This is a genomic window from Zobellella endophytica (assembly GCF_003012775.1).
GTDB classification, from domain to species: domain Bacteria; phylum Pseudomonadota; class Gammaproteobacteria; order Enterobacterales; family Aeromonadaceae; genus Oceanimonas; species Oceanimonas endophytica.
On the sequence record NZ_PXYG01000001.1, the window covers coordinates 76,275 to 95,623 of the forward strand.

Below are 19,349 nucleotides of genomic sequence, written 5' to 3' on the forward strand. Positions count from 1 at the left end.
TTGCATGCTGGATGTGGTTATCGGGAATCGGAAGCAAAGAATGAACGATCATTCATTTCGTAAAGAATGAACGATCATTCATTCAATTTCAAGCGACAATTTGGTGTCAGCCGGCCAGGATAGAGCCCCGACGCAGGCGCCCGGCCCGGCCGGCACAAGCCGGAGCGCGCTACGCACGAAGGCAGGCGGGCCGCCTGCGGGCCATTCGGGCAAGGGTCATCAGGTGCGGATGCCGGTGGGGAAGGACTCAGTCGTTCTGGTGCCAGCGGTATTCGTTGTTGTAGCTTTGCAGCAGGCGCAACCCCTGCTCGCTTTGGGGATTGGCCAGCACCTTGTGGCTGGGGCCGGCCTCCACCACGTGGCCTTCGTGCATCAGGATCACCTGGTCGCTGATATGGCGCACCACCCCCAGATCGTTGGCCACCAGGATGTAGGACAGCCCCAGGGTGCTCTGCAGGCCGAGCAGCAGGTTGATGATCTGGGAGCGTACCGAGACGTCCAGGTTGGAGATGGTTTCGTCGGCCACGATGATCTTAGGCGAGAGGATCAGCGCCCGGGCCAGGGCCACCCGCTGCTTCTGGCCGGTGGAGATCATCTGCGGGTAGAAGTGGTAGTGGTCCGGCAGCAGGCCCACCATGCGCAGGGTGTCGATGACCAGAGCTTCCCGCTGCTCGGGGCCGAGATCGGTGTTGAGGCTGAGCGGCGCCTCCAGGATCTGGCCGATGCGGCTGCGCGGGTTGAGCGAGGTATTGGGGTCCTGGAAGATCATGCGCAGCAGCTTGCAGCGTTTTTTGTCGTCACCGGCCTCGATCTTTTCGCCGTCGATGTAGATGCTGCCCTGGGTCGGCGGCATCACCCCCGCCAGCACCTTGGCCAGGGTGCTCTTGCCGGAGCCCGCTTCGCCCATCAGCGCCAGGGTCTGGCCCCGCTCCAGGGTGAACGACAGGGGGTGGAAGGCGGTCTTGTGTACCCGGCGGAACAGGCCGCTCTGGTTGACGAATACCTTGCTGAGATTATCGACCTTGAGCAGCGGCACCTGGCTCATCGCGGTTTACCCTTCTTCTGCATATTGAGCGGGAAATGGCAGTAGTAGATATGGCCCTTCACCTTGGCCAGGGGCGGGGTGATCACGCACTGCTTCTGGGCGTTGGGGCAGCGGGGCCCCAGCCGGCAGCCGATGGGCAGATTCTGCAACGGCGGTATTACCCCCGGCAGGGTGCTGAGCCGGGACTTGTGCGGCAGGCTGCCGTCCAGATCCGGCATCATCTGCAGCAGGGCGGCGGTATAGGGATGGTGGGGCCGTTGCAGGATCTGCTCCCGGCTGCCGGACTCCACCGTCTGGCCGCAGTACATGATGGTGATGTTGTGGGTCAGCCGGGCGATGGCGGTCATGTCGGTGCTGATCAGCAGTATGGTGGTGCCCGAGAGCTTGTTCACCCGCTCCAGCAACCGCAATATCTGCGCCTGGTTGGTGGCCTCCATGGCGTTGGTGGGCTCGTCCGCCACCAGCAGCTTGGGCTGGTTGGCGATGGCCATGGCGATCATCACCTTCTGGCACACCCCCTCGGAGAGCTGGTAGGGGTAGGCGTTCATCACCGTCTTGTGATCGCGGATGCCGACCCGGTGCAGCAGGCCGACGGCCTGCTTGCGGCGCCACTGCCAGCGTTGCCACCACTTGCCCTGGAAGGCCCGGTCGGGAATGGCCTCTTCCAGCTGGGCGCAGATCTTTTCCGACGGATCCAGGCAGCTGGAGGGCTCCTGGAACACCATGGCGATGTCCCGCCCCATGATGCGCCGCCGCTCCTTGGGCGACAGGCTCTGCAGATCGATGTTGTCGAGATACATGCGATCGGCGGTGACCCGCCAGGTGTCCTTTTCGATGCCGACGATGGTCTGGGCCACCAGGCTCTTGCCCGAGCCCGATTCGCCCACCAGGCCGCGGATCTCGCCGTCCGCCAGGGTCAGGCTGAATTTGTCCACCGCCTTGACCATGCCCTGGGGCGTGTCGATTTCGATGGTCAGGTTGCGAATGTCCAGCAGCGGCATCAGTTCATTACCTCGTTGATGGCCTGGCGCAGGCCCTCGCCCACCATGTTGATCACCAGCACGCTGAGCAGGATGGCCAGGCCCGGCAGGGTCACGGTCCAGGGCGCCAGGTATACCAGCTCCATGGCGTCCGACAGCATGGCGCCCCATTCCGGGCGCGGCGGCTGGGCCCCCAGGCCGAGAAAGCCCACGGCGGTGATGTCCAGGATGGCCGCCGACAGCCCCCGGGTGGTCTGGCTGACGATGGGGTCGCTCAGGTTGGGCAGTACCCCAAACCTGAGTATACGCCAGCGGTTGGCGCCATCGAGGCGCAGGGCGGTGATGTATTCCTTCTGCATCTCCGCCGACACCGCGTTGTAGATGGCCCGCACAAACTGCGGGATCTGCGCCAGGGTGATGGCCAGCAGGGTGTTGTACAGGCCGGGCCCGAGAAAGGCCACGAAGATGATGGCCAGCAGCAGCGAGGGAATGGACAGCAGGGTATCGAGCAGGTGATTGAGGATACTCGACTGGAGCCCCTTGCTCATGCCGCCGAGGATGCCGATGCCGCCCCCTGCCAGCAGGGCTACCAGCACCACCAGCACCCCGTTGCCGAAGGTCAGCCGGGCACCGGCGATCAGCCGCGACAGCAGGTCGCGCCCCAGATCGTCGGTACCGAGGAAGAAGTCGATATTGCCCTGATCCGACCAGGACGGCGGCAGCAGCAGCGCCTGATTGAACTGCTCGTAGGGATGGTAGGGCGCCAGCCAGGGGCCGAACAGGGTCAGCAGCACCAGCAGCCCCAGCCCCCACAGGCCGGTCATCGCCAGGGTGTTCCGGCGAAACAGCTGCCAGGCCTGCTCCAGCGGCGAGCGCACCCGGATTTCCGGATAAATGTTAGCCCTGCTTGGCATAAAGGGCTTTCCTCCTGGTGGGGTAGATCAGGGTGGAGAGGATATCCACCGTCACGCTGGCGACGATGGTGAAGGTAGCGATGGCCAGGGTGCCGCCCTTGATGGCAGCATAATCCTGCAGCGCGATGCTGGTGATCAGCCAGCGGCCCAGGCCGGGCCAGTCGAACACGATTTCGGTCATCATCGCCGAGGTGAGCACGGTGCCGAGCTGCAGTCCCAGGGTGGGAATGGTCATGGGAAAGGCGTTGCGCAGGCCGTGGCGCAGTATCACCTGGGTTTCGCTCAGGCCCTTGGTCAGGGCGGCGCGGATGTAGTTCTGCTTCAGCACTTCCAGCAGGGCGCTGCGGATCTGGCGGATCACCTCGGTGGTCGGCACTATGGCCAGTACCAGGGCGGGCAGCACCAGGTGCCTGAGGGCGTCGACAAAGGCCGGCCAGCGGTAGCGGCTGTCGGTCAGCAGCGAGTCGATCACCATGATACCGGTGACCGGCCTGACGTCGTACAGCAGGCTGAGCTGGCCCGAGACCGGCAGCCAGCCCAGGTTGAGCGAAAAGAACATCACCAGCAGCAGCCCCAGCCAGAACACCGGCACCGAATAGCCCACCAGGGTGCCGGTGAGGATCAGGGTGTCCTGCCAGCGGCCCTGGCGCAGGGCGGCGAGGGTGCCGATGGGCACGCCTACGATCAGCGAAATGAGGAAGGCCGCCAGGCACAGCTCCAGGGTGGCGGGAAAGTACTGGCCCAACGCGCCCAGCACCGGCATGCCGGTGGCGCTGGAAATGCCGAAGTCCCCGGCCAGCAGCTGGCCGACGAACACCAGGTAGCCGGACCAGAAGTCGCCGCTGTTGTCGGTGAGCAGGTTGCGCTCCAGGCCGTAGGCGATCAGGGTGAGTACCAGCAGGGTGGAGAACAGCAGGTTGAGGCGGCGCAACAGGTAGACCAGCATCACTACTCCTTGTAAGCCTGGTGGAAGGCCACGCCGCCGAAGGGCGGCAGGCGCAGGCCCTTGACCTGGCTGCGGTAGGCCTGCAGTTTGAGGCTGTGGATCAGGGGGATCAGCGGCAGGTCCTGGTACGCCAGCTCCTGGGCCAGGTGGTAGTGCCGGATGCGTTCGGCCAGGCTGGGCGCGGCCAGAGCCTGTTCCAGCTGCCGTTCGAACAGCGGATGACACCAGCGGCTGGTGTTGGTGCCGGTGGCCACGGCCTGGCAGCCGAGCAGGTTGCGCAGCAGGTGGTCCGGATCCGGGGTATCGGCGGACCAGCCGGTCAGCACCGCGTCCTGACCGCCTTCTCTCAGATCCCGGCGCAGCACCTGCTCTTCCAGGCTGAGCAGGCGCACCCGGATGCCCAGTTCGCTCAGCTGGCGCTGGATCAACTGGCCGGTCTTGAGCCCGTCCGGGTTGAAGGTGCTGGCCCCGGCGGGCACCAGCAGGGTCATGGCGAAGCCCTCGGCCACCCCAGCCTGCTCCAGCAGCCAGCGGGCCCGGTCGATGTCCGGCAGCGGCGCCAGCAGGTTGGGATGATAGCCCCAGGACACCGGCGGCAGCAGGGATTCGGCCAGCGAGCCGATATCGAAGTAGACGGCGTGCAGGATGTCTTCCCGGGACAGCGCCAGGCCGATGGCCTTGCGGACCCGGATATCGTTGAACGGCGGCTTCTCGGTATTGAGCGCCAGCACCGACACGCTCATGCCGGTGGCCTGGGCCAGCTCCAGCCCGGAGTGCCGGGTGATCACCGACAGCTGGCTGGCGCCGGGGTAGGCCATGACATCGCACTCGCCGGTGAGCAGCTTGGCCAGCCGCTTGGACGACTTGGGGGTGATGTCGAAGATCAGCTGGTTGAGCCGGGCGCTGCCGCGCCAGTATTCCGGGTGGCGGTGGTAGCGGATGAATTCGTCGGTGCGGTACTGGGCGAGCTTGAAGGGTCCGGTGCCCACCGGCTGCTGATCGAGCAACTGCGGGCTGCCCTGGTCGAGCAGTTGCCGGCCGTATTCCGCCGACAGGATCACCGCGTAGTCGGTGGCCAGGTTGGCCAGGAAGGAGGCGTCGGGGCGGGACAGGATGAACTCCACTTCGTTGTCGCCGAAGGCGCGCACCTCGCGGATCAGTTCCGCCCAGCCGATGCTGTCGAAGAACGGATAGCGGCCGCCGCTGACCGGGTGATAGGGGTGATCCGGATCGGTCAGCCGCTTGAAGGTAAACACCACGTCTTCGGCGGTCAGCGGCCGGCCGGGGCTGAACCAGTCGGTGTGATGAAAGGAGACCCCGGGCCTCAGGGTAAAGCGATAGCGCAGCCCGTCTTCGCTGCGCTGCCAGTTGATGGCCAGGGCGGGCACGGGCTGCTGGTTGTTGGGATCGAGGTCGAGCAGCCGGTCATAGAGCTGATGGGCGGTGGCATCCAGGGTCACGGTGGAGGTGACCAGCTGCGGGTTGAAGGTCAGCGGCGCGCCCTCGACACAATACAACAGGCTTTCCCGGGCCAGTTGCCGGGTACCGCTGTCGCAGCCGGCGAGCAGCATCGCGGGCAGCAGGTAGCAGAGCCATAAACGCATGCTTAGTCCTTGTGTTCCGCCCCGTCCCCCAAGGGTAACAGGGAAGCATATTTTCGTATCAGGCCGCGCAGCTGATGGTAACTCAAGCCCAGCAGCTCCGCGGCCTGGCGCTGATTATAACGGGCCTGGACCAGGGCGGCCCGCAGCAGTTCCGTTTCCTGCCCGGCCAGGTGGGCCTTCAGATCGAGCGGCAGCCCGGCCCGGGCCGGCGAGGCGGCCGGGCTGGTCGGCCGCCAGGGCGAGGCGAAGGGATCCAGGCACAGGGCCGCCAGCGGCGCCTCCGACTGCCCCTGCCGGTACAGGCTGCGCTCGACCACGTTTTTCAGCTCGCGCACATTGCCCGGCCAGGGGTGGCTCAGCAGTTGCCGGCGCACCGCCGGACTGAAGCCGGCGAACAGCGGCCAGCCCAGCTCCATGCACAGGTTGACGGCGAAGTGCTCGGCCAGCAGCAGGATATCGGTCTCCCTGGCCCGCAGGGGCGGCAATGTAACCACATCGAAGGCCAGTCTATCAAGCAAATCGGCGCGGAATTCCGCTTTTTCGACCAGCGCCGGCAAATCCTGGTTGGTGGCGCAGATCAGGCGCACATCGACCGACACCGGCTGGCTGCCGCCGACCCGTTCGAACTCGCCGTATTCGATGGCCCGCAGCAGTTTTTCCTGCACCCGGGCGCTGGTGGTGGCCAGCTCGTCGAGGAACAGGGTGCCGCCGTCGGCCCGCTCGAAGCGCCCCAGGTGACGCTTCTGGGCGCCGGTAAAGGCGCCGGCCTCGTGGCCGAACAATTCCGACTCCAGCAGGGTCTCGGCCAGGGTGGCGCAATTGATGGAAATAAAGGGCTGTTGCCAGCGGGGGGAGAGGTAATGCAGGCGGTGGGCGAACAGTTCCTTGCCGGTGCCCCTTTCCCCCACCACCAGCACCGGCTTGTCGAGGGGCGCGAGCGCCGAGACCTGCTCCAGCACCGTCAGCAGGTGATTGGACTGACCGATCAGCTCATTGTCCATGATTGAAGCAAGAAGTGGCTAAATTTGCTAAATAGTAGTGTGATTAACCAGGTTTGGCCAGTGGCGTGTCGGGCGGGTTTTTAATTTTTTACTGTTTTATCAATGAATTAATGATTTTTATCGGGTTGGCATATAACTTGTTATCTAGAGATGAAGCGAGCGGTGTCCGCAACGGGCGCCATTCATCATCCCCAGTCACAGGAGTTCAGCGTCATGAGCATTTTTTCACGAATGGCGGATATCATTAATGCCAACCTCAATTCACTGCTGGATAAGGCCGAGGATCCGGCCAAGATGGTCCGGCTGATCATCCAGGAGATGGAAGACGAGCTGGTGCGCGAGCGCTCCAACCTGGCCCGTTTCCTGGCCGAGAAGAAGGATCTGCTGCGCCAGACCGAGCGGCACCAGGAGCGGATTGCCGAGTGGCAGGAGAAAGCCGAACTGGCCCTGTCCAAGGGGCGCGAGGATCTGGCGCGGGCGGCGCTGTTGGAGAAGAGCAAGCAGAGCGAGCTGCTCAAGGCGCTGGAGCACGAGCGCGGTGCGGTGGAAGAAGGCATGAACAAGCTGACCGACGCCATCGCCGCCCTGGAGGCCAAGCTGGTCGACGCCCGCGCCCGCCAGCAGGCGATGCAACTGCGCGAGCGCAGCGCCCAGAGCCGCATCAATGTGCAGGAGCGGGTGCGGCGCAGTGAAAACCAGTCATCCATCGACAAGTTCGACCGCATGGAGCGCAAGATCGACGAACTGGAAGCCAAGGCCGATCTCTATACCCAGAGCAAGGGGCTGGACCAGGCCTTTGCCGAGCTGGAGGTGGACGACGCCATCAGCCGTGAACTGGCCAGCCTCAAGGCCAAGATGAACAAGAGCGAGGGCAACTGATGTCGGAACTGGCCTGGGCCCTGGTGGCCCCCCTTAATATCTTCCTGTTTCTGGTGGTCCCGGTCTGGCTGGTGCTGCATTACCGCAGCAAGCGGCGGCTGGACGAGGGGCTGGGCGAGTCGGCCCGCCAGCGACTGGAACAGGCCCTGCAACAGGCGGATCAACTGGCCGAACGGGTGGAAACCCTGGAGCGGCTGCTGGATCAGGAGGTCCCCGGATGGCGTCGACCCTGATAAACCTCTATCGTGATAAGCGTAACGGCAAGCTCGGCGGCGTCTGTGCCGGCATCGCCCGCCAGGCCGGGGTCGAGCCCTGGCTGGTGCGCATCCTGGCGCTGACCGGCCTGGTGTTCGCCAGCTTCCTGACCCTGGTGCTCTATATCGCCGCCTGGCTGCTGCTCGACGACCGGGCCCCGGCGCCGGACGCCGAGCCGGCGCACATCAAGAGCGCCGGCTGGCAGTCTGGGTTGTCGCCCCGGGAGGCGCTGGACCGGCTGGAAAGCCGGCTGCGCCGCCTGAACGGCCGGGTGGCGGAGATGGAACAGCTGGTGACCTCCCGGGAGTTCCGTCTGCGCCGCGAGTTCAACGATTTGCGCGAGGATAAATGAGCAGGACAGCACTGGAGCAGTGGCGCAACAAGGCCGGCGCCTGGGTACAACGGGGGCTGGATCAGCGGCTGCGGCTGGCGGTAACGGGCCTCAGCCGCAGCGGCAAGACCGCCTTCATCACCAGCCTGGTCAGCCAGCTGGAACACGCCGGGCTCGATGCCCGGCTGCCCCATTGGCCGCCGGCGGCCCAGGGGCGGCTGCTGGGCATCAAACGGGTGCCGAGCCGGCACCATCATGTGCCCGCCTTCGGCTACGAGGCGGCGCTCGATCAGCTCTCGGCCCGGCCGCCGGCCTGGCCCGAACCGACCCGGGGCATCAGCGAGATCACCCTGGCCATCAAGTACCAGCCCGGGAACCGGCTCAAGCGCAAGCTCAACGACACCGCCACCCTCTATCTGGAAATCGTGGACTACCCGGGCGAATGGCTGCTGGACCTGCCGCTGCTGGCGATGAGCTATGCCCAGTGGAGCGAACAACAGCGCGGCCTGCTGCAGGACGAGGTGCTGGCCGCCCTGGCCGGGCCCTGGCTGCAGGCGGGAGCGGCCATCGCCCCGGACAGCCCCGCCGACGACGCCCGGCTGGCGCCGCTGGCGGCGGCCTATACCCGCTGGCTGCTGGACAGCAAACGCGAGCGCGGCGCCTACCTGGTGCAGCCCGGGCGTTTCGTGCTGCCCGGCGAATACCAGGGCGCGCCCATGCTGCAGTTCGTGCCCTGGGTGTGGGGCACGGTGCCGGCCGGGCTCGACGACCGCCATCATTACGGCATGATGGAAGCCCGTTTCGAGCATTACAAGAAGCACCTGGTTGCCGGCTTCTACCGGGATTTCTTCGCCGGCTTCGATCGCCAGATCGTGCTGGTGGACTGCCTGACCGCGCTCAACCGCGGGCCCGACAGCTTTGCCGAGCTGAGCCGGGCGCTCAACGCCATCCTGCAGAGCTTCGAATACGGCAAGAGCGGCTGGTGGCAGCGGCTCTTTGCCCCGCGCATCGACAAGCTGCTGTTCGCCGCCACCAAGGCCGATCACCTGACCCCGGATCAGCACGGTCGCCTGGCCCGGCTGCTCAACACCCTGGTGCGCGGTGGTCATCGCCAGGCGCGGCTGGCGGGCATCGACATCCACACCCTGGCGCTGGCCTCCATCAAGGCCACCAGCAGCGGCCAGGTCAGCCACCGGGGCGATACCATTCCCGCCCTGCAGGGGCGGCGGCTGGACGATTTTGAGCCGGTCACCCTCTACCCGGGCGAGGTGCCGGAATCCCTGCCCGATGCCGAGTTCTGGCAGCGCCAGGGCTTCGATTTTACCGAGTTCGCCCCGCCGCAGTGGCACAAGGATCAGCCGCTGCCCCATCTGCGCCTGGATCAGGCGCTGGCCTTCTTGTTGGGAGACAAAGTATCGTGAGTTTAAAGGGCAAGGTGATCCTGGATAAACCGCTGGCGGCGCCTGCCGCCGAGCCGCTGCGGGCGCAGCAGACCCTGGCGGAGGACGATTTCATCGAACTGGACGACGCCCCGGAGCCCGGGCTGGCCGCCGGCCTGCGCCCCCGGCGGCGGCACCGGCTGTGGTGGAGCGGGGTCGCGCTGTTGCTGGCGCTGCTGGTCGTGCACTCGGCCATCACCCTGTGGCAGACCTGGCAGGACAGCCGGCTGCTCGGGGCGGCCTGGAGCCTGGCGCTGGGGCTGCTGGCGCTGGCTGCCCTGGGCAGTCTGTGGCGGGAGCTCAGGCTGCTGCGCCGGCTGGAGCGGGTGTCGCGGCAACGGGCGTGGGCCGAACAGCTGCTGGTGGAGCAGGGCAGCGGCCGGGCCCGCGCCTTCTGCGAGCAGTTGGCGCACCAGAGCGGGCTGGACCGTTCCGATGCCTACCAACGCTGGCTGCACAGCCTGGACGAGCAGGAGCAGGACGCGGAGGTGTTGACGCTGTACAGCCGGCAGGTGCTGAGCGTGCCGGACCGGCAGGCCCGGGCCCGGGTGCTGAAATGGTCCGGCGAGGCGGCGGTGATGGTGGCGGCCAGCCCCCTGGCGGCGGTGGACATGCTGCTGGTGCTGTGGCGCAACCTGCGCATGATCGAAGACATCACCGGCTGCTACGGCATCCGGCTGGGGGCCCTGAGCCGGCTGCGGCTGTTGCGCAGCGTACTGCACAACATGCTTTATGCGGGGGTGTCCGAGGCCGCCATCGACATGGGCATGGATCTGCTCGGGCTGGAGCTGGCGGGGCGGCTGTCGGCCCGGGCCGGGCAGGGCGTCGGCGCGGGCCTGCTCACCGCCCGCCTGGGATTGCAGACCATGGATCTGTGCCGCCCGGTGCCCTGGCAGGGGGACGAGAAGAAACAACTGGGAGGCATCCGCCGGGCCCTGATCGACAAGGTGGCCCGGCTGATGACCAAAAGCGAGTAAGGAGACGAACATGAATGCGGAAAAGTTGATCGGCCAGTTCCTGGGCAATAACGCCGGCTTCGGCAAGGGCGCCGCCACCGGTGGCATCCTCGGCCTGCTGCTCGGCAGCAAGAAGGGTCGCAAGATGGCGGGCGGCACCCTCAAGTATGCGGGGTTGGCCGCCGCCGGGGTCATGGCCTGGAAGGCCTACCAGAACTGGCAGCAGGGCAAGTCGCCGGCCCAGGCCGACGGCGCCAGCGGCGCCGATCTGCAACGGCTGGATCCGCGCTTTTCGCCCGACGCCCCCGCCGCCAACGGCGAATCCTTCCAGCTCTCGCTGATGCGGGCCATGATAGGGGCGGCCAAGGCCGACGGCCACGTGGATGGCGCCGAGCAGCAACGGATCTTCGAACAGGTGGAACAACTGGGGCTGGCGGCGGATGAAAAGGCGCTGGTGTTCGACATGCTGTCGGCGCCAGTGGCGCTGACGGATATCGTGGCTTCGGCCCGGGGGCCCGAGCAGGCGGCGGAGCTGTATCTGGCCTCGCGGCTGGTGATCGATCCGGATCAGGCGGCGGAACGCGCCTATCTGCAGGCACTGGCGCACAGGCTCAATCTGCCCGCAGAGCTGGTGGCTCATCTGGAAAAACAGGCGGAGCAGGGGATAGGGGAATAAGAGCTGGGGTGACCGACGGGGCTCGAACCCGCGACAACCGGAATCACAATCCGGGACTCTACCAACTGAGCTACGGTCACCACGAATGGCGCGCCCTGCAGGACTCGAACCTGCGACCATCCGCTTAGAAGGCGGATGCTCTATCCAGCTGAGCTAAGGGCGCTTTTTTACATTTACCCAGCGGTCTGGCCACTGCGTAACGGGGCGGCATCATACCGATTTGCACCTGTGGGGTCAACGGCTTTATCCGGCCCGTCCGGGCGGATAAAGCCGGTGGTGCTCGCTTATCAAAGCCCTGAAAAAATGCGACAATCTGCGCAGGTTTATCAAGGTGAGAATCAACGCAGATGTCAGCTCAAATAATCGATGGAAAAGCGATTGCACAAGCGGTGCGCAGCCAGGTGGCCGCCCGGGTGGCCGAACGGAAAAGTGCGGGCCAGCGCGCGCCCGGCCTGGCGGTGATCCTGGTGGGCGCCAATCCCGCGTCCCAAGTGTACGTCGGCAGCAAGCGCCGGGCCTGTGAGGAAGTGGGCTTCATCTCCAAATCCTACGATTTGCCCCAGCAGACCACCGAGCAGCAATTGCTGGATCTCATCGACGAGCTGAACCGGGACGCCAGCATCGACGGTATCCTGGTGCAACTGCCGCTGCCGGCCCATATCGACAGCACCCTGGTGATCGAGCGCATCCACCCGCACAAGGACGTGGACGGTTTTCACCCCTACAACGTCGGCCGCCTGGCCCAGCGCATTCCGGCGCTGCGCCCCTGCACCCCCAAAGGCATCATGACCCTGATCGAACGCAGCCACATCAAGACTCATGGCCTCAATGCCGTGGTGGTGGGCGCCTCCAACATCGTCGGCCGGCCGATGACCCTGGAACTGCTGCTGGCCGGCTGCACCACCACCACCTGCCACCGCTTCACCGAGGATCTCAGGGGCAAGGTGGAAGGGGCCGATCTGCTGGTGGTGGCGGTGGGCAAGCCCAACTTCATCCCCGGCGACTGGATCAAGCCCGGCGCCGTGGTGATCGACGTGGGCATCAACCGCCTGGACGACGGCCGTCTGGTGGGCGACGTGGAATACGCGGTGGCCGCCGAGCGCGCCGCCTACATCACCCCGGTGCCCGGCGGGGTCGGCCCCATGACGGTGGCCTCCCTGATTGAAAACACCCTGATCGCCTGCGAGCGTTATCACGACCAGTAAGGTGCGCCGATGAAGTGGCCCGACAAGGATGTGCTGTATACGGTGATCTTCGGTACCGAAACGCCGGCGGGCCGCCGCTTCGACATCGCCCTTATCATCACCATTCTGCTGTCCATCGCCGTGTTGTTCCTGGATTCCATGGGAGCGGTGCGAGAACGATTCGGCACCCTGCTGTACGGCCTGGAATGGTGTTTTACCCTGCTGTTTACCCTGGAATTCGGCCTGCGCGTCTATTGTGCCCAGAATCGTGGCGCCTATATAAAAAGCTTCTACGGCATCATCGATCTGCTGGCGGTATTGCCCACCTACCTGGCGATTTTCATTCCCGGTGCCAGTTACCTGATGATGGTGCGCCTGCTGCGGGTATTGCGGATCTTCCGCATCCTCAAGCTGATGCGTTACGTCAACGAGGCCAACGTGCTGTTGCGTTCGCTCAATCAGAGCCGGCGCAAGATACTGGTCTTTTTCAGTACCCTGTTTATTCTGGTCACCCTGTTTGGTTCACTGCTGTATGTGGTGGAAGGGCCCGACAACGGTTTTACCAGCATTCCCACCAGCATCTACTGGGCCATCGTCACCATTACCACCGTCGGCTTCGGCGATATTACCCCGCAAACGCCCCTGGGGCGGGGAATTGCTGCCGTAACCATGCTGATGGGCTATGCCATTATCGCGGTGCCGACCGGTATTATTACCGCCGAGCTGGGACGGGAAATCCGCCGCGAATACGACGTTCGCCATTGCCCGCAATGCGACAAGGGCGGTCATGATCGCGACGCCAGATACTGCAAGCACTGCGGTGGCGAAATGGAACAGCAGGAATAAAAAAGGGGCCGCAGCCCCTTTAATGTTTCGCTTGCATGGCAATATTATTGCTGTTCTTCCTCGGCCATCATGTCATTTACTTTACGCTCGGCCTCGGCGGCAGCCTCATCCATGGCGTCGCCCATTTCCTCCGCCTGCTGGCTGGCGGCATCCATGGCGTCCTGCGCGGCCTGATCCATGCTTTCGCCCATTTCTTCGGCGCTCTGCATGGCGTCTTCGGCAGCCTGATCCATGCTTTCACCCATCTCTTCCATCGTGCCTTGCTCTTCGGCACCCGCGGCCTCGGCGGCGTCGTCGGCCATCTGCTCGCCTTGTTCCTGAACATTTTCGATGGCTTCGTCGACGTTTTCCCCGGCCTGTTCGGCAGGGCCCTGATTGTCACAGGCAGCCAGACCAAAAGCGGTGACGGAAGTAAACAGCAGAACTTTAAGCAGTGATGTATTCATATAGGCTCCCTAGATCTCAAAGGTCGCGGCGCGCCGCGCTTAAGTATTTGCACTATTAGTAATAGCGTACCCGTCGGGAAAAAGACAGGGAGAAAAAGCCGGGAAAGTGACGGTGTCTCTAATTTTTTCCTTTATAGATCATGGGATAATGTTTTTGGACGAAGCCTGTTGACGCACCCGCGGCCACCGGAAAGGGCTACTCATATGACTAACCCTGTCATTTGCACGGTAAAACGAGGCTGTGACGGCGATAACAAGGCAGCGCTGGATGATATGCATGGCTGCCTCAATGGGGAAAACCCGGCGACTATTCGATGAGGGTATTGTCCAGGATTTCATTCAGGCGATCATCCGCCTCTTTGGACGCCTCTTCCACCGCCTTTTCGAATTCCTGTTTTTGCTGTTCGAGCGCTTCCGGATCGGGCTCGGTGCGGACCCCGTTGTTTTCCATTCGCGCCGGCTCTGGCTGGTTTTCGACGACCTGTTCAATATTGTCGCCGATATCGGCGGCCGGACCTTTTTCTTCACAGCCACTGAGTCCCAGGGTAAAGATCAGTGCCAGCAACAGGGGGGGGGTTATTTTCGGCATCACGGGCTCCTTAATGGCATCGGCCATGTTGATTATGGGCGGGAAGGGTAAAAAGTCAGGGCACCATTATGGTGCCCATGATTTTTTTTTCAACCGCCGGGCGGCCCGGGTTATTTGCGGCGCCAGCGGGTACCCTCGGGGCCGTCTTCCAGCACGATGCCCATCTCGGTCAGCTTGTTCCGGGCGGCATCGGCGGCGGCCCAGTCCCTGGCCTGGCGGGCATCGAGCCGGGCCTGGATCAAGCGTTCGATTTCGGCCACTTCATCCTGGCTGCCCGCGTCACCGCGCAGGAAGTTTTCCGGATCCTGGCCGAGCAGGCCCAGTACCCCGGCCAGTTCGCGCAGGCGGGCGGCGAGGCCGGCGGCGGCCTCGTCGTCCTGGCCCTTCTGCCGGTTGATCTCCCGCGCCAGGTCGAACAGCACCGAGTAGGCCTCGGGAGTGTTGAAGTCGTCGTCCATCGCCGCCCGGAAGCGGGCCACGAATTCCTCGCCGCCCCGGGCCTCGACCAGCGGCAGATCGCGCAGGGCGGTATAGAAGCGCTCCAGCGCCGCCCGGGCCTTGTTCAGGTTGTCGTCCGAGTAGTTGAGCTGGCTTCGGTAGTGGCCGGACAGCAGGAAGTAGCGGATGGTCTCGCCGTCGTAATGCTTCAGTACGTCGCGGATGGTGAAGAAGTTGCCGAGCGACTTGGACATCTTTTCCTGATCCACCATCACCATGCCCGAATGCATCCAGGTGTTGACGTAGGGGCTGTGGTTGGCGCAGCAGCTCTGGGCGATTTCGTTCTCGTGGTGGGGGAACTGCAGATCCGAGCCGCCTCCGTGGATGTCGAAATGCTTGCCCAGATGCTTGCCGTTCATGGCCGAGCACTCGATGTGCCAGCCCGGACGGCCCGGGCCCCAGGGGGATTCCCAGCTCGGCTCGCCGGGCTTGGACTGTTTCCACAGCACGAAGTCGAGCGGGTTGTGCTTGGCCTGCTCCACTTCCACCCGGGCACCGGCCTGCAATTGTTCCAGGTTCTGGCCGGAAAGCCTGCCGTAGTCCTTGAAGCTGCTCACCTCGAACAGCACGTCGCCGTTGTCGGCCACATAGGCGTGGCCATCGGCAATCAGGTTTTCCACCATGTCGATGATCTCGGGAATATGCTGGGTGGCCTTGGGCTCGATATCGGGACGGGCGATGTGGAGGGCGTCGAAATCCTTGTACATCTCGGCGGTGAGGCGTTCGGTCAGGGCATCGCAGCGTTCCCCGTTTTCGGCGGCACGTTTGATGATTTTGTCGTCGATATCGGTGATATTGCGCACGAAGGTCAGGTCGTAACCCAGGTAGCGCAGGTAGCGGGTGACCACGTCGAAGGCGACGAAGGTGCGGCCGTGGCCGATATGGCAGAGATCGTAAATGGTGACACCACAGACGTACATGCCGACCTTGCCGGGCACCAGGGGGGTGAATTGTTCTTTTTGTCGGGTCAGGGAATTGTAGATTTTCAGCATGATTCCGGGTCTTGGTGGTGAATGTTGGTCTGTGCGTATTGAACCTTTAATGGGCATTCGGTGCAAGCCTTGCGGCGGCAGGGGTTCGCTAACGCGGCGGCTTGCGTTAAAATCGATTCCTGAACCTACTATCTGGATACGTAATTATGGTCACACTGCACACTACCTACGGCGACATTACCCTCAACCTGTTCGCCGACAAGGCCCCGGACACCGTTGCCAACTTCCTGCAATACTGCCGCGACGGCCACTACGACAATACCCTGTTCCACCGGGTGATCGACGGTTTCATGATCCAGGGCGGCGGCTACGGCCCGGGTTTTGAAGAAAAGGAAACCCGCGCGCCGGTGAAAAACGAAGCCGCCAACGGCCTCTCCAACAAGGTGGGCACCGTCGCCATGGCCCGTACCATGGAGCCGCATTCCGCCACCGCCCAGTTCTTCATCAACGTCAACGACAACGATTTCCTGAACTTCAAGTCCGCCACCAGCCAGGGTTTCGGCTACTGCGTGTTCGGTGAAGTGGCGGAAGGCATGGACGTGGTCAACAAGATCAAGGGCGTGGCCACCGGCACCCGTGGCTATATGCACCAGGATGTCCCGGTGGACGACGTGCTGATCACCGGCGTGACCGTCGGCGAATAGGCCTCCCGGCTGTTTGAAGCAATGCCCGCCCCGGCGGGCATTGTTGTCTTCGTATCCAGGAATTACCATTCATGCCCTGTACCCTCTTTATCGCCGATCTGCACCTGAGCACCGGGCGTCCCGACATCACTGCCGCCTTCCTGCGTTTTATGGAGGAAGAGGCGGTGAATGCCGAGGCGCTCTATGTGCTGGGCGATCTGTTTGAATTCTCGATCGGTGATGACGAACCGAGCGAGCTGAACCGGCAAGTGGCGTCGGCCTTTCGCGCCTGCAGCGAGCAGGGCACTCCCGTTTATTTCATCCATGGCAACCGGGATTTCATGGTGGGCCGCCGCTTCGCCCGGGAAGCGGGCATGACCCTGTTGCCCGAACACCGGGTCATCGATCTCTACGGCAAGCCTGCGCTTATCATGCACGGCGACACGCTGTGCATCGACGATGCCGGCTACCAGCGTTATCGTCGCATTACCCGCTGGGCCTGGCTGCAGTGGCTGTTTTTGCGCCTGCCGCTTAAGTTCAGACTCGATATCGCCGACGGCATCCGCGGCAAGAGCGCCCAGTCCAAGCAGGACAAGGTGATGCAGGTGATGGACGTTAACCCGGCCGAGGTGGCGCGGCAACTGCGGTTGAACGAGGTGGACTTGCTGATCCACGGCCATACTCACAGGCCCGCCATCCATGATCTCACCATCGGCGACCGGCCGGCCCGGCGCATCGTGCTCGGCGACTGGTACACTCAAGGCAGCGTGCTGGCGGTCACCCCGCAAGGGATGGCGTTGCAGAGCAGGGCTTTCGAGGAGCAATCATGAAACCCGGCAAGACAGGACTGACTCGTATCATCTCCGCCGGCGGCTATTCGCTGCAGGGCCTCAAAAGCGCCTACCATAACGAGGCGGCCTTTCGCCAGGAATGCTGGCTGGCGGGGGTATTGCTGCCCCTGGCCATCTGGTGGGAGGTAGGGCTGGTGGCCAGGCTGCTGCTGATCGGCAGCCTGCTGCTGGTGCTGGTGGTCGAGCTGCTCAACTCGGCGGTGGAGGCGGTGGTGGATCGCATCGGCCCCGAGCATCATGAACTGGCGGGGCGGGCCAAGGACATGGGCTCGGCCGCCGTGTTGCTGACCCTGCTGCTGGCGGTCCTGACCTGGGGGCTGGTGCTGCTCGACTACCTCGCCTGAGCGCCAGACAACCCACCCGTAGAGTCGACGCCAGTCGACCAACCCCCGGCGTTGTTGGCGGAATGGTCCGTTGAAACGGACCCTACAGAGGGCCCTATGGCAGGATCGGTGCATCCTGTAAGGATCGAATTTATTCGACCAAAGCATGGCACCAGTGTTGGAGTGGTCCGTTGAAACGGACCCAGCGGAGGCAACACGCCACGCCGGGGCCTTGCCGTCACTTCTGCCTACTGTGCTTGCCGATACCGTAATCCTTGAGCTTGTTGGCGATGGCGGTGTGGGAGATATTGAGCCGCTTGGCCAATTGGCGGGTAGAGGGATATTCCGGGTAGAGCCGCTCCAGCAGCAGGCGCTCGAAGCCTTTCACCGCCTCTTCCAGCGAGCCGTCGCACAGGGTATCCAGCCCCTGCAGGCCGTTCTGCTCGGGCAGCGACAGGGCCGGCAGACTCAGCTCGTCCCCTTCCAGCAGGCTGATGGCCCGGTACAGGCTGTGCCGGAGCTGACGCACGTTGCCCGGCCAGGGGTAGTGCTGCAGGTAGTCGCCCAGGGCGCGGGACAGGCGGGGGCGGGGCCGCTCCAGCTCGGCGGCGAAACGGGTACAGAAATGCTGGGCCAGGGGAAGGATGTCCTTCTGCCGCTCGCGCAGCGGCGGCACCCGCAGGTTGAGCACGTTGAGCCGGTAGAACAGATCCCGGCGGAACTGGCCGCCTTGCACCAGGGTGGCCAGATCCTGCTGGGTAGTGCAGATAACCCGGATGTCCACCTTCACCTCCTGCTCGTCGCCCAGGCGACGGAATACGCCGTCCTGCAGCACCCGCAGCAGCTTGAGCTGCAGCAGGGCCGACATCTCGCCGATCTCGTCCAGCAGCAGGGTGCCGCCGTTGGCCTGCTCCAGCACGCCGCGCTTGCCCTGGGTGTTATGGCCGAAGGCGCCCGGGGCATAGCCGAACAGCTCGTTTTCGGCGGCGTCGTCGGGAATGCTGGCGCAGTTGAGCAGGATGAAGGGCCCTTCGCCGCGCAGGCTGGCGTGGTGGCAGGCCCGGGCCAGCAATTCCTTGCCGGTGCCGGTTTCGCCCTGGATCAGCAGGGGGGCATCCAGGGTGGCCAGGCGGCGGGCTTCGTGGATCAGCGTCGTCATGGCCGGGCTCTGGGCGAGCAGGGCATCGAAGGAGTGGCTTTCCCGCTCGCGCATCACCTTGAAGTGCTGGCCCACCCGGTAGGCGGACTTGAACACCACCACGGCGCCGGCCAGGCTCTGCTCGCCGGACTCTTCCGTGACCCAGATTGGCAGAAAATCGGCCAGGTAGGGTTCGCCGTCGATCACCACCTTCTCGCTCAGGGGCTGCGGGCTGGCCTGCTCCAGCCAGCGGCTCACATAAACTCCCCGAAAGCGGGGCCCCAGGGGCTGGCGCAGCAGGTCGCGCTGACTTTCGGCCAGCAGGGCGCAGGCGGCGTCGTTGGCCAGGGTGATGCGGCCTTTGGTGTCCACCGCCACCACCGCGTCGGGCAGCGCCTTGAGCAGGGCCAGGATGGCGTTGTGCTCCCGCTCCGAGGGCATGCAGGGGATAGTCTTGACGTCGTGGACCCCGGGAATGCGGCGGATGGCCGGCATCAGGTGCTGCAGGGCGGTAAAATCCAGGGTGGGGAAGTTCAGGTAGATGATGCCGCTGATATCGATCTCGATGCCGCGCAGATCGATCTGGTGTTCCACCAGAATGTCCAGCAGCTCCCGTGTGAGTCCTAATCGGTCCTGGCAGGTTACTTTTAAACGCATCATTTGGCTCTGAAGAATCGCTCAAGCTGTAAATAATACCTTACAGCCGGTGCCGGTTCGAGCCCCCGCCGCGGCATGGGGGCGGGCCGGGGCAATAAAGCACGATTTTTTAAAAACAAGTAGTTTACCTGGCCGCCCGGGTCAGACATGCTAAGGCCCGTTGCCGCAAAATGCGG

At 64.1% G+C, this 19,349-nt stretch carries 21 protein-coding genes and 2 tRNA genes; 11 read left to right on the top strand and 12 right to left on the bottom strand.

Annotated elements, in window-relative coordinates:
• Positions 1 to 247: 247 nt before the first annotated feature.
• Genes C7H85_RS00350 through pspF form a run of 6 tightly spaced genes read right to left on the bottom strand, consistent with a single transcriptional unit; the run spans position 248 to position 6,490 of the window.
• Entirely contained in the window at positions 248 to 1,045 is a 798-nt protein-coding gene (locus C7H85_RS00350) for a peptide ABC transporter ATP-binding protein (protein ID WP_106727744.1), read from the bottom strand.
• A complete protein-coding gene (locus C7H85_RS00355) occupies positions 1,042 to 2,046 on the bottom strand; it encodes a peptide ABC transporter ATP-binding protein (RefSeq protein WP_106727745.1) in 1,005 nt (334 codons plus the stop codon). Before C7H85_RS00355 ends, C7H85_RS00350 begins: the two co-directional genes overlap by 4 nt.
• A complete protein-coding gene (sapC, locus tag C7H85_RS00360; protein ID WP_106727746.1) occupies positions 2,046 to 2,939 on the bottom strand; it encodes a putrescine export ABC transporter permease SapC in 894 nt (297 codons plus the stop codon). Before sapC ends, C7H85_RS00355 begins: the two co-directional genes overlap by 1 nt.
• A complete protein-coding gene (locus tag C7H85_RS00365; protein WP_106727747.1) occupies positions 2,923 to 3,885 on the bottom strand; it encodes an ABC transporter permease in 963 nt (320 codons plus the stop codon). The genes sapC and C7H85_RS00365 overlap by 17 nt, the downstream gene beginning before the upstream one ends.
• Before the next feature lie 2 nt (positions 3,886 to 3,887).
• Positions 3,888 to 5,489, bottom strand: a complete 1,602-nt coding sequence (locus C7H85_RS00370) for an ABC transporter substrate-binding protein (protein WP_106727748.1) — start codon at positions 5,487 to 5,489, stop codon at positions 3,888 to 3,890.
• A 2-nt stretch (positions 5,490 to 5,491) separates the two neighbouring features.
• The gene (gene pspF, locus C7H85_RS00375; RefSeq protein WP_106727749.1) at positions 5,492 to 6,490 is read right to left on the bottom strand and encodes a phage shock protein operon transcriptional activator; all 999 of its coding nucleotides are present in this window, start codon (positions 6,488 to 6,490) and stop codon (positions 5,492 to 5,494) included.
• A gap of 213 nt (positions 6,491 to 6,703) precedes the next feature.
• Between pspF and pspA the strand changes: the two genes are divergently transcribed.
• From pspA to C7H85_RS00405, 6 genes are read left to right on the top strand one after another with little or no spacing between them, the layout of a single operon-like run.
• Entirely contained in the window at positions 6,704 to 7,369 is a 666-nt protein-coding gene (gene pspA / locus C7H85_RS00380; protein ID WP_106727750.1) for a phage shock protein PspA, read from the top strand.
• Positions 7,369 to 7,602 (top strand): envelope stress response membrane protein PspB, encoded by a 234-nt coding sequence (gene pspB, locus C7H85_RS00385; protein WP_106727751.1) that lies wholly within the window; start codon positions 7,369 to 7,371, stop codon positions 7,600 to 7,602. Before pspA ends, pspB begins: the two co-directional genes overlap by 1 nt.
• Positions 7,587 to 7,976, top strand: coding sequence for an envelope stress response membrane protein PspC (gene pspC / locus C7H85_RS00390; RefSeq protein WP_106727752.1), 390 nt, complete (start codon positions 7,587 to 7,589; stop codon positions 7,974 to 7,976). The genes pspB and pspC overlap by 16 nt, the downstream gene beginning before the upstream one ends.
• Positions 7,973 to 9,376: a YcjX family GTP-binding protein gene (locus C7H85_RS00395; protein WP_106727753.1), complete on the top strand. Its 1,404-nt coding sequence runs from the start codon at positions 7,973 to 7,975 to the stop codon at positions 9,374 to 9,376. The genes pspC and C7H85_RS00395 overlap by 4 nt, the downstream gene beginning before the upstream one ends.
• Positions 9,373 to 10,371 (top strand): YcjF family protein, encoded by a 999-nt coding sequence (locus C7H85_RS00400; protein ID WP_106727754.1) that lies wholly within the window; start codon positions 9,373 to 9,375, stop codon positions 10,369 to 10,371. Before C7H85_RS00395 ends, C7H85_RS00400 begins: the two co-directional genes overlap by 4 nt.
• Before the next feature lie 10 nt (positions 10,372 to 10,381).
• The gene (locus tag C7H85_RS00405) at positions 10,382 to 11,026 is read left to right on the top strand and encodes a tellurite resistance TerB family protein (RefSeq protein ID WP_106727755.1); all 645 of its coding nucleotides are present in this window, start codon (positions 10,382 to 10,384) and stop codon (positions 11,024 to 11,026) included.
• Positions 11,027 to 11,030: 4 nt separating this feature from the next.
• Here C7H85_RS00405 and C7H85_RS00410 read toward each other — a convergent pair.
• Positions 11,031 to 11,106 (bottom strand) — tRNA-His (locus C7H85_RS00410).
• Positions 11,107 to 11,112: 6 nt separating this feature from the next.
• Positions 11,113 to 11,189 (bottom strand) — tRNA-Arg (locus C7H85_RS00415).
• Between the two features lie 184 nt (positions 11,190 to 11,373).
• Here C7H85_RS00415 and folD point away from each other — a divergent pair.
• The gene (gene folD, locus C7H85_RS00420; protein ID WP_106727756.1) at positions 11,374 to 12,231 is read left to right on the top strand and encodes a bifunctional methylenetetrahydrofolate dehydrogenase/methenyltetrahydrofolate cyclohydrolase FolD; all 858 of its coding nucleotides are present in this window, start codon (positions 11,374 to 11,376) and stop codon (positions 12,229 to 12,231) included.
• Between the two features lie 9 nt (positions 12,232 to 12,240).
• Positions 12,241 to 13,056 (top strand): ion transporter, encoded by an 816-nt coding sequence (locus C7H85_RS00425; protein WP_106727757.1) that lies wholly within the window; start codon positions 12,241 to 12,243, stop codon positions 13,054 to 13,056.
• A gap of 44 nt (positions 13,057 to 13,100) precedes the next feature.
• On the opposite strand, the gene C7H85_RS00430 is transcribed toward C7H85_RS00425, so the two are convergent.
• From C7H85_RS00430 to cysS, 3 genes are all read right to left on the bottom strand, one after another.
• Positions 13,101 to 13,502, bottom strand: a complete 402-nt coding sequence (locus tag C7H85_RS00430; protein WP_106727758.1) for a hypothetical protein — start codon at positions 13,500 to 13,502, stop codon at positions 13,101 to 13,103.
• 307 nt (positions 13,503 to 13,809) lie between these two features.
• A complete protein-coding gene (locus tag C7H85_RS00435; protein WP_146140392.1) occupies positions 13,810 to 14,091 on the bottom strand; it encodes a hypothetical protein in 282 nt (93 codons plus the stop codon).
• A gap of 110 nt (positions 14,092 to 14,201) precedes the next feature.
• Entirely contained in the window at positions 14,202 to 15,581 is a 1,380-nt protein-coding gene (gene cysS / locus C7H85_RS00440; protein ID WP_106727760.1) for a cysteine--tRNA ligase, read from the bottom strand.
• A gap of 146 nt (positions 15,582 to 15,727) precedes the next feature.
• Here cysS and C7H85_RS00445 point away from each other — a divergent pair, with 146 nt between their 5' ends.
• From C7H85_RS00445 to C7H85_RS00455, 3 genes are all read left to right on the top strand, one after another.
• Positions 15,728 to 16,225, top strand: coding sequence for a peptidylprolyl isomerase (locus C7H85_RS00445; protein ID WP_106727761.1), 498 nt, complete (start codon positions 15,728 to 15,730; stop codon positions 16,223 to 16,225).
• A 71-nt stretch (positions 16,226 to 16,296) separates the two neighbouring features.
• Entirely contained in the window at positions 16,297 to 17,034 is a 738-nt protein-coding gene (lpxH, locus tag C7H85_RS00450) for a UDP-2,3-diacylglucosamine diphosphatase (RefSeq protein ID WP_106727762.1), read from the top strand.
• The gene (locus C7H85_RS00455; RefSeq protein ID WP_281257563.1) at positions 17,028 to 17,399 is read left to right on the top strand and encodes a diacylglycerol kinase; all 372 of its coding nucleotides are present in this window, start codon (positions 17,028 to 17,030) and stop codon (positions 17,397 to 17,399) included. Before lpxH ends, C7H85_RS00455 begins: the two co-directional genes overlap by 7 nt.
• A 217-nt stretch (positions 17,400 to 17,616) precedes the next feature.
• Here C7H85_RS00455 and tyrR read toward each other — a convergent pair whose 3' ends face one another.
• The gene (gene tyrR / locus C7H85_RS00460; protein WP_106728578.1) at positions 17,617 to 19,173 is read right to left on the bottom strand and encodes a transcriptional regulator TyrR; all 1,557 of its coding nucleotides are present in this window, start codon (positions 19,171 to 19,173) and stop codon (positions 17,617 to 17,619) included.
• Positions 19,174 to 19,349: the final 176 nt, after the last annotated feature.

What these genes read in the sequence shown, in the direction of transcription:
- C7H85_RS00435 (WP_146140392.1), bottom strand. Translation starts at nt 14,091, where the DNA reads ATGCCGAAAATAACCCCCCCCCTGTTGCTGGCACTGATCTTTACCCTG.
- C7H85_RS00405 (WP_106727755.1), top strand. Translation starts at nt 10,382, where the DNA reads ATGAATGCGGAAAAGTTGATCGGCCAGTTCCTGGGCAATAACGCCGGC.
- C7H85_RS00350 (WP_106727744.1), bottom strand. Translation starts at nt 1,045, where the DNA reads ATGAGCCAGGTGCCGCTGCTCAAGGTCGATAATCTCAGCAAGGTATTC.
- pspA (WP_106727750.1), top strand. Translation starts at nt 6,704, where the DNA reads ATGAGCATTTTTTCACGAATGGCGGATATCATTAATGCCAACCTCAAT.
- folD (WP_106727756.1), top strand. Translation starts at nt 11,374, where the DNA reads ATGTCAGCTCAAATAATCGATGGAAAAGCGATTGCACAAGCGGTGCGC.
- pspB (WP_106727751.1), top strand. Translation starts at nt 7,369, where the DNA reads ATGTCGGAACTGGCCTGGGCCCTGGTGGCCCCCCTTAATATCTTCCTG.
- sapC (WP_106727746.1), bottom strand. Translation starts at nt 2,939, where the DNA reads ATGCCAAGCAGGGCTAACATTTATCCGGAAATCCGGGTGCGCTCGCCG.
- pspC (WP_106727752.1), top strand. Translation starts at nt 7,587, where the DNA reads ATGGCGTCGACCCTGATAAACCTCTATCGTGATAAGCGTAACGGCAAG.
- C7H85_RS00430 (WP_106727758.1), bottom strand. Translation starts at nt 13,502, where the DNA reads ATGAATACATCACTGCTTAAAGTTCTGCTGTTTACTTCCGTCACCGCT.
- lpxH (WP_106727762.1), top strand. Translation starts at nt 16,297, where the DNA reads ATGCCCTGTACCCTCTTTATCGCCGATCTGCACCTGAGCACCGGGCGT.
- C7H85_RS00445 (WP_106727761.1), top strand. Translation starts at nt 15,728, where the DNA reads ATGGTCACACTGCACACTACCTACGGCGACATTACCCTCAACCTGTTC.
- C7H85_RS00355 (WP_106727745.1), bottom strand. Translation starts at nt 2,046, where the DNA reads ATGCCGCTGCTGGACATTCGCAACCTGACCATCGAAATCGACACGCCC.
- C7H85_RS00395 (WP_106727753.1), top strand. Translation starts at nt 7,973, where the DNA reads ATGAGCAGGACAGCACTGGAGCAGTGGCGCAACAAGGCCGGCGCCTGG.
- cysS (WP_106727760.1), bottom strand. Translation starts at nt 15,581, where the DNA reads ATGCTGAAAATCTACAATTCCCTGACCCGACAAAAAGAACAATTCACC.
- tyrR (WP_106728578.1), bottom strand. Translation starts at nt 19,173, where the DNA reads ATGCGTTTAAAAGTAACCTGCCAGGACCGATTAGGACTCACACGGGAG.
- C7H85_RS00370 (WP_106727748.1), bottom strand. Translation starts at nt 5,489, where the DNA reads ATGCGTTTATGGCTCTGCTACCTGCTGCCCGCGATGCTGCTCGCCGGC.
- pspF (WP_106727749.1), bottom strand. Translation starts at nt 6,490, where the DNA reads ATGGACAATGAGCTGATCGGTCAGTCCAATCACCTGCTGACGGTGCTG.
- C7H85_RS00365 (WP_106727747.1), bottom strand. Translation starts at nt 3,885, where the DNA reads ATGCTGGTCTACCTGTTGCGCCGCCTCAACCTGCTGTTCTCCACCCTG.
- C7H85_RS00425 (WP_106727757.1), top strand. Translation starts at nt 12,241, where the DNA reads ATGAAGTGGCCCGACAAGGATGTGCTGTATACGGTGATCTTCGGTACC.